The organism is Microbacterium sp. BF1, from assembly GCF_019279095.1.
In the GTDB taxonomy this organism is placed as follows: Bacteria; Actinomycetota; Actinomycetes; order Actinomycetales; family Microbacteriaceae; genus Microbacterium; species Microbacterium maritypicum.
The window spans coordinates 1-5,298 of record NZ_JAGYWT010000158.1; the positions used below are offsets into that span (position 1 = coordinate 1).

General features: G+C 66.4%; 10 protein-coding genes. 2 read left to right on the top strand and 8 right to left on the bottom strand.

The annotated features are described in order from the left end of the window. A partial coding sequence (locus KZA10_RS07485) for an ABC transporter ATP-binding protein (protein ID WP_218682549.1) occupies positions 1 to 643 on the top strand: 643 nt, incomplete at its 5' end. Between the two features lie 91 nt (positions 644 to 734). Beyond that, positions 735 to 914 carry a YegP family protein gene (locus tag KZA10_RS07490; RefSeq protein ID WP_021198051.1) on the top strand — a complete coding sequence of 60 codons (180 nt, stop codon included), beginning with the start codon at positions 735 to 737 and terminating at the stop codon, positions 912 to 914. 71 nt (positions 915 to 985) lie between these two features. Here the strand turns inward: KZA10_RS07490 and KZA10_RS07495 are convergent, their stop codons facing one another. The 8 genes from KZA10_RS07495 to KZA10_RS07530 all read right to left on the bottom strand — a co-directional run bounded on the left by KZA10_RS07495 (position 986) and on the right by KZA10_RS07530 (position 4,977). Further along, on the bottom strand, positions 986 to 1,741 hold the full coding sequence (locus KZA10_RS07495) for an amino acid ABC transporter ATP-binding protein (RefSeq protein WP_017828128.1): 756 nt from the start codon (positions 1,739 to 1,741) through the stop codon (positions 986 to 988). Then, entirely contained in the window at positions 1,738 to 2,535 is a 798-nt protein-coding gene (locus KZA10_RS07500; protein ID WP_055870022.1) for an amino acid ABC transporter permease, read from the bottom strand. The genes KZA10_RS07495 and KZA10_RS07500 overlap by 4 nt, the downstream gene beginning before the upstream one ends. A gap of 34 nt (positions 2,536 to 2,569) precedes the next feature. Continuing rightward, the gene (locus tag KZA10_RS07505; protein WP_055870021.1) at positions 2,570 to 3,388 is read right to left on the bottom strand and encodes a basic amino acid ABC transporter substrate-binding protein; all 819 of its coding nucleotides are present in this window, start codon (positions 3,386 to 3,388) and stop codon (positions 2,570 to 2,572) included. Between the two features lie 172 nt (positions 3,389 to 3,560). Then, positions 3,561 to 3,863 carry a Dabb family protein gene (locus tag KZA10_RS07510; RefSeq protein WP_218682550.1) on the bottom strand — a complete coding sequence of 101 codons (303 nt, stop codon included), beginning with the start codon at positions 3,861 to 3,863 and terminating at the stop codon, positions 3,561 to 3,563. Continuing rightward, entirely contained in the window at positions 3,860 to 4,156 is a 297-nt protein-coding gene (locus tag KZA10_RS07515; protein WP_055870017.1) for a glutaredoxin family protein, read from the bottom strand. Before KZA10_RS07515 ends, KZA10_RS07510 begins: the two co-directional genes overlap by 4 nt. After that, positions 4,153 to 4,455, bottom strand: coding sequence for a rhodanese-like domain-containing protein (locus KZA10_RS07520; protein ID WP_017828123.1), 303 nt, complete (start codon positions 4,453 to 4,455; stop codon positions 4,153 to 4,155). Before KZA10_RS07520 ends, KZA10_RS07515 begins: the two co-directional genes overlap by 4 nt. A gap of 78 nt (positions 4,456 to 4,533) precedes the next feature. Further along, positions 4,534 to 4,632, bottom strand: coding sequence for a 30S ribosomal protein bS22 (locus tag KZA10_RS07525; RefSeq protein WP_003792170.1), 99 nt, complete (start codon positions 4,630 to 4,632; stop codon positions 4,534 to 4,536). Positions 4,633 to 4,785: 153 nt separating this feature from the next. After that, positions 4,786 to 4,977 carry a helix-turn-helix domain-containing protein gene (locus KZA10_RS07530; protein ID WP_218682551.1) on the bottom strand — a complete coding sequence of 64 codons (192 nt, stop codon included), beginning with the start codon at positions 4,975 to 4,977 and terminating at the stop codon, positions 4,786 to 4,788. Positions 4,978 to 5,298 lie beyond the last annotated feature (321 nt).

Consider the following 5,298-nt stretch of genomic DNA (forward strand, 5'->3'; position numbering starts at 1 on the left):
GTTCCCGCACCAGCTCTCGGGCGGACAGCAACAGCGGGTCGCGCTGGCACGTGCGCTGGTGACCGAGCCCAAGGTGCTGCTGCTCGACGAGCCGCTCTCCGCGCTCGACGCGAAGGTGCGGGTCCAGCTGCGCGACGAGATCCGCCGCATCCAGTTGCGACTCGGCATCACGACCGTCTTCGTCACCCACGACCAGGAGGAGGCGCTGGCCGTCTCCGACCGGATCGCCGTGATGAACGCCGGCCGCATCGAGCAGATCGGATCGCCGGAGGAGCTCTACACGATGCCCTCCACAGCCGGCGTCGCCGCCTTCGTCGGGCTGTCCAGCGTCGTGTCGGGGGTCGCCGAGGGCGATCACGTCATGGTGTGGGGGCAGCGGCTTCCCCTGCAGTCTCCGGCCGACGGCCCGGTCGATGTGTACCTGCGACCGGAGAACGTCTACTTCGCTTCCGAGGAGGATGCCGCAGCCGACGCCCTGGTCGAGGAGAGCACCTTCCTCGGGAGCATGCGTCGCACGCTCGTGCGCACCGAGTCCGGTGAGCTGGTGCGCGTGCAGCATGCCCCGGGAACCCAACTCGCGTTCGGTGATCGGGTGCGCATCGCGATCGCTCCCGAGCCGGTCGCGGTTCATCCCCGCGGCTGACGACCCCTCGCTCTTCCCCGGACCCTCGCCGAGCGCTAGCGTGAGGCCCGAGGGGCGGGGTTCCCTCCATCCGAGAGAGAAAGGACGCCTCATGGCAGGCAAGTTCGAGCTGTACACCGACAAGTCCGGCGAGTACCGGTTCCGTCTGAAGGCCGGCAACGGCGAGGTCATCGCGATCAGCGAGGGCTACTCGTCGAAGTCCGCCGCGCTGAACGGGATCGACTCCGTCCGCCGGAACGCCGCAGACGCCGAGGTCGTCGAAGCCGACTGACCTCCTTCCACGCTTCACGACGAGACCCCCTGTCGCAGATATCTGCGGCAGGGGGTCTCGTCGATCTCGGATCAGAGCACGCGCGAAAGGAAGTCCTTCGTGCGCGGGTGCTGCGGGTTGCCGAGAACCTCGCGCGGGTCGCCTTCCTCGACGATGTGTCCACCGTCCATGAAGATCAGGCGAGACCCGACCTCGCGCGCGAAGCCCATCTCGTGCGTGACGACGAGCATCGTCATCCCCTCATCGGCGAGCGAGCGCATGACCTGCAGCACCTCGCCGACCAGTTCGGGGTCGAGCGCCGATGTCGGCTCATCGAACAGCATCATGTCGGGGTTCATGCACAGCGCACGCGCGATCGCCACACGCTGCTGCTGTCCTCCCGACAGATGCCCGGGGTAGGCATCGGCCTTCTCCGCCAGCCCGACGCGGGCGAGCATCTCCTTCGCGACCCTCGCCGCCTCAGCCTTCGAGCGCTTCTTCACGCGCTGCTGCGCGATCGTGAGGTTCCCCATCACATCGAGGTGCGGGAAGAGGTTGAAGCTCTGGAACACCATGCCGATGCGGGTGCGCACGCGGTCGATGTCGACATCGGGGTCGGTGATGTCGATCCCCTCGATCAGCACCTTGCCGCCGGTCGGTTCCTCGAGCAGGTTCACCGACCGCAGCAGCGTCGACTTTCCCGAGCCCGAGGGTCCGATCACGCACACGACCTCGCCCTTGGTGACGGTGAGGTCGATGCCCTTGAGCACCTCGTTGTCGCCGAACGACTTCACGAGCCCCTGCACATCGATCGCGGGGGCGTGGACATCAATCAGATCGGTGATCATCGCTGCTTCGCCATCCGTCGTTCGAGCCACGCGCTGAAGCGCGTGAGCGGGATCGTCACGATCAGGTACAGGATCGCCGCCATGATCAGCGGCGTCGCGTTGGTGTTCTGCGTCGATGCATCACGGGCGAAGTTCGTCAGCTCCTTCGACCAGATGAAGGAACCCGCCACGAACAGCAGCGACGTGTCCTTCAGCAGCAGCACGAACTCGTTGGTCAGGGGCGGGATGATGATCCGGAACCCCTGCGGCACGATGATCCAGAACGTCGTCTTCATGGGCGACATGCCGAGCGAGCGCGCGGCCTCGGTCTGCCCCTTGGGAACGGCCTGGATACCGGCACGGATCGTCTCGGCCATGTACGCCGAAGCGACGAGGATGAGACCGATGAGTCCGAGCACCACCGGCCCACCGAGCTTCGTGCCGGGGACGCCCAGTGCGATCGGCAGGATGAAGGCGATGCCGAAGATCGTGAGGATCGCGGGAAGCCCGCGGAACAACTCGATCCACACCGTCGCGATCCACCGGAACGGCGCGATGGTCGACAGCTTCATCAGCGCCAGCACGACGCCGAGCAGCAGGCCGCCAGCGAAGGCCACGGCCGTGAACCACAGCGTGTTGACCAGGGCGGTCGTGATGATCCCGGGGAACATCTTCGCCGCGACCTCAGGATTGAAGAACAGCGGCCCGATCTTCGCCCAGTCGGTGCTCACGATCGCCCAGACGGCGATCGCGAGCAGCACGACGTAGACCGAGTACCGATACAGCTTGCTCTTGGTGGTACGCCTCAACGCCATCGTCGAGGTCCTCCCGTTCTACCGACGCCGCCGGTCACTTGGCCGCGAGGTACTTGTCGTAGATCTTCTGGTAGCCGCCGTCGTCCTGGAGCTCCTTGAGCGCCTTGTTGACGGCATCGCGCAGCTCGTCCTTCTCCCCCTTGGCGAAGGCGAAGCCGTACGACTCGTCGGTCGGGTACGTCTCGACGATCTTGTAGTCGGGGTCATCCTGCTCGTGCACGTAATTGACGGGCTGGTCCTGCAGGATCGCGTCGATCTGACCCGCCTGCATGGCCGGCCACAGCTCACCGTCCGAGGGATACTGCACGAGCTGCGCGCCCGGAGCGTTCTCGCCCGCGTAGGTCTCGCCGGTCGTGCCCTGCTGCACACCGACGTTCTTGCCGTCGAGGTCGTCGATCGACTTGATGTCCGAGTCGGTACGCACGAGGAGCGACTGCAGCGAGTCGACGTACGGGTCGGAGAAGTCGAGGTTGGCCTTGCGCTCGTCGGTGATCGTCATCGCGGAGGCACCGATGTCGCACGTGCCGGCAGCAAGCGTGGTGCCCGACTGCAGGGCGTCGAAGCCCACGTCCTGCACGGAGAGCTTCAGGTCGATCTTCTCGGCGATCGCGCCGAGCAGATCGATGTCGAATCCGGAGTAGCCGGTCTCGCTGGACGGGTCCTCGACCTCGAACGGCGGGTAGGGGACATCTGAGCACACGGTGAGCGTTCCGGCCTCGACGAGACCGTACTTGTCGTCGGCGGCGGGAGCGTCACTGCTGCCCGCGTCGGATGATCCGGTGGCGCAGCCGGCGAGCGCGAGGGTGGCCGTCGCCACGAGGGCGAGACCGGCAATGAGGTTGCGACGAGGCATGTCGGCTCCTGTGAGTCGAGGGCACGAAGGCCCGCTGACGGATAGGAGTTCATCTAAACATGCGGCTCGTCGCGTGACCAATGACATCGGCATAGACGCGCATTACGTTTGTGTTGCAAGTACGCCCCGGTCACGCGAAGAAACCGAATTCCGGGGTCGGCGCGACGCGGTCTCAGACCTCGAAGTCGACAGCGACGCGAGACGCGACCACAGTGCGGATGTACGCGGCCACCTCGGCGTGTGCGGGGTGCACCTGGTACTCCTCGATCGCCGCGATCGAGGCGAAGTCCGCGACGAGCGTGACGTCCCAGTTCGCTTCCGGGTAGGCGACGTTCGCTCCCGCGGAGATGGAGAGGAGCTGCGGAACGACGCCGTCGAGGGCGTTCAGACGGCGAGCGACCTCAGCCGCCTGCGCACCGCGCTCCGCGGCGTCTTCGGCGGCGAGCTTCCAGGTCACGACGTGGCGGATGGTCACAGAGATTCCTTCGTTCCGGTCAGCGCGTCTGCGCGAAGAGAGTCCTCGAGCGCTTCGCGCAGCCGATCGGGCGCCACCCGCCAATGCGCGTGCAGCTCGCCGTCGATGAGCACGACCGGGATCTTCTCCCACCACAGCTCGTACAGCGCGGGGTCGTCCTGGATGGAGGCCTCGACGATCTCGATCTGCTCGGCCGCGGCATCGGGCAGCTCGGCGACGACGGCATCGATGACGTCGGAGGCGACGTCGCAGAGGTGACAGTCGGGCTTGCCGATCAGGGTCAGCGTGGTCACGCCGACGGCACCTCGACCTGGCGCCCCTGGGCGATCCACTCTCCGGTCCCGCCTTCGACGTTCGTGGCGTCGTAGCCGCGCGACTCCAGCGCCTCGACCACACGCGCCGACCGCCCACCCGCCTGGCAGATGACGTCGAACGCCTCCGCGGGGAGCTCTTCCAGCCGGTTGCCGATCTCGGACATCGGGATGTTGACGGCCCCGGGCACGTGGCCTGCGGCGAACTCGTCCACCTCCCGCACATCGATGAGCGGGATACCGGTGCGCTCGGCGAGCTCGGTGACGGTGATCGACTTCATGACATCCTCTCGGCGGGACGGAGATGCGGCCGGAGACACAAAGCGCCCGTCCGAAGACAGGCGCTCGTGTCTGGTCGCTTACTTCTTGTTGCGACGCTGGTGGCGAGTCTTACGAAGCAGCTTGCGGTGCTTCTTCTTCGCCATGCGCTTGCGGCGCTTCTTGATGACAGAACCCACGGAAACCTCACTAAGTCAGTGGCTGGGTGTCGCCGAAATCGGACACCCGGGTACGGGCACGGAAAATGCCTCGGGTCAGTCTAGCAAACCCGAAGGCATGGGCTGTCACGCATCCTTCGCCCGGGGCGACGGAGTTCGAGACAGCCGGCGACGTCAGCCGACGTCGGCGATCGGGCGCTGCAGCGCGTCGGCAACGGCAGACTCGGGCACGCGATAGCTGCGCCCGAAACGGACGGCCGGCAGCTCGCCCGCGTGAACGAGCCGATACACGGTCATCTTGGACACGCGCATCAGCTCTGCGACCTCAGCAACCTTGAGGAATCGGACGTCAGGAACTTCGGGCATCCCACGTACCCCTTTCTCGATGAGCACACTCTATGGGGTAGCTGGGACGCGTGTAAACCTCTGTGGCTCGTGTGATCAGTGGGACGACAGCGCCGACGAGCGCGCTCCGCCGGGCAGCCGTCCCAGCACAGACATAGACGTTCTGCGGCATTCGCTCATCGACCGCACGCGCTGGGCGCGTGGGCGAGAGATTGACGGCCACCATAGTGAGAGGCTACCCGCCGTGCGCGGGCACCCGCCCCGCCACAACCGGGGTATTTCCTCCGGCCCGACATTCGGCCCGGCACGACTCGGCGCTCCGGCCCGCTGTCACGCCAGCAG

Bases quoted from the DNA above. Each gene is read 5' to 3' on its own strand.
- KZA10_RS07490 (WP_021198051.1), top strand. From the start codon at position 735: ATGGCAGGCAAGTTCGAGCTGTACACCGACAAGTCCGGCGAGTACCGG.
- KZA10_RS07495 (WP_017828128.1), bottom strand. From the start codon at position 1,741: ATGATCACCGATCTGATTGATGTCCACGCCCCCGCGATCGATGTGCAG.
- KZA10_RS07500 (WP_055870022.1), bottom strand. From the start codon at position 2,535: ATGGCGTTGAGGCGTACCACCAAGAGCAAGCTGTATCGGTACTCGGTC.
- KZA10_RS07505 (WP_055870021.1), bottom strand. From the start codon at position 3,388: ATGCCTCGTCGCAACCTCATTGCCGGTCTCGCCCTCGTGGCGACGGCC.
- KZA10_RS07520 (WP_017828123.1), bottom strand. From the start codon at position 4,455: ATGAAGTCGATCACCGTCACCGAGCTCGCCGAGCGCACCGGTATCCCG.
- KZA10_RS07530 (WP_218682551.1), bottom strand. From the start codon at position 4,977: ATGCCCGAAGTTCCTGACGTCCGATTCCTCAAGGTTGCTGAGGTCGCA.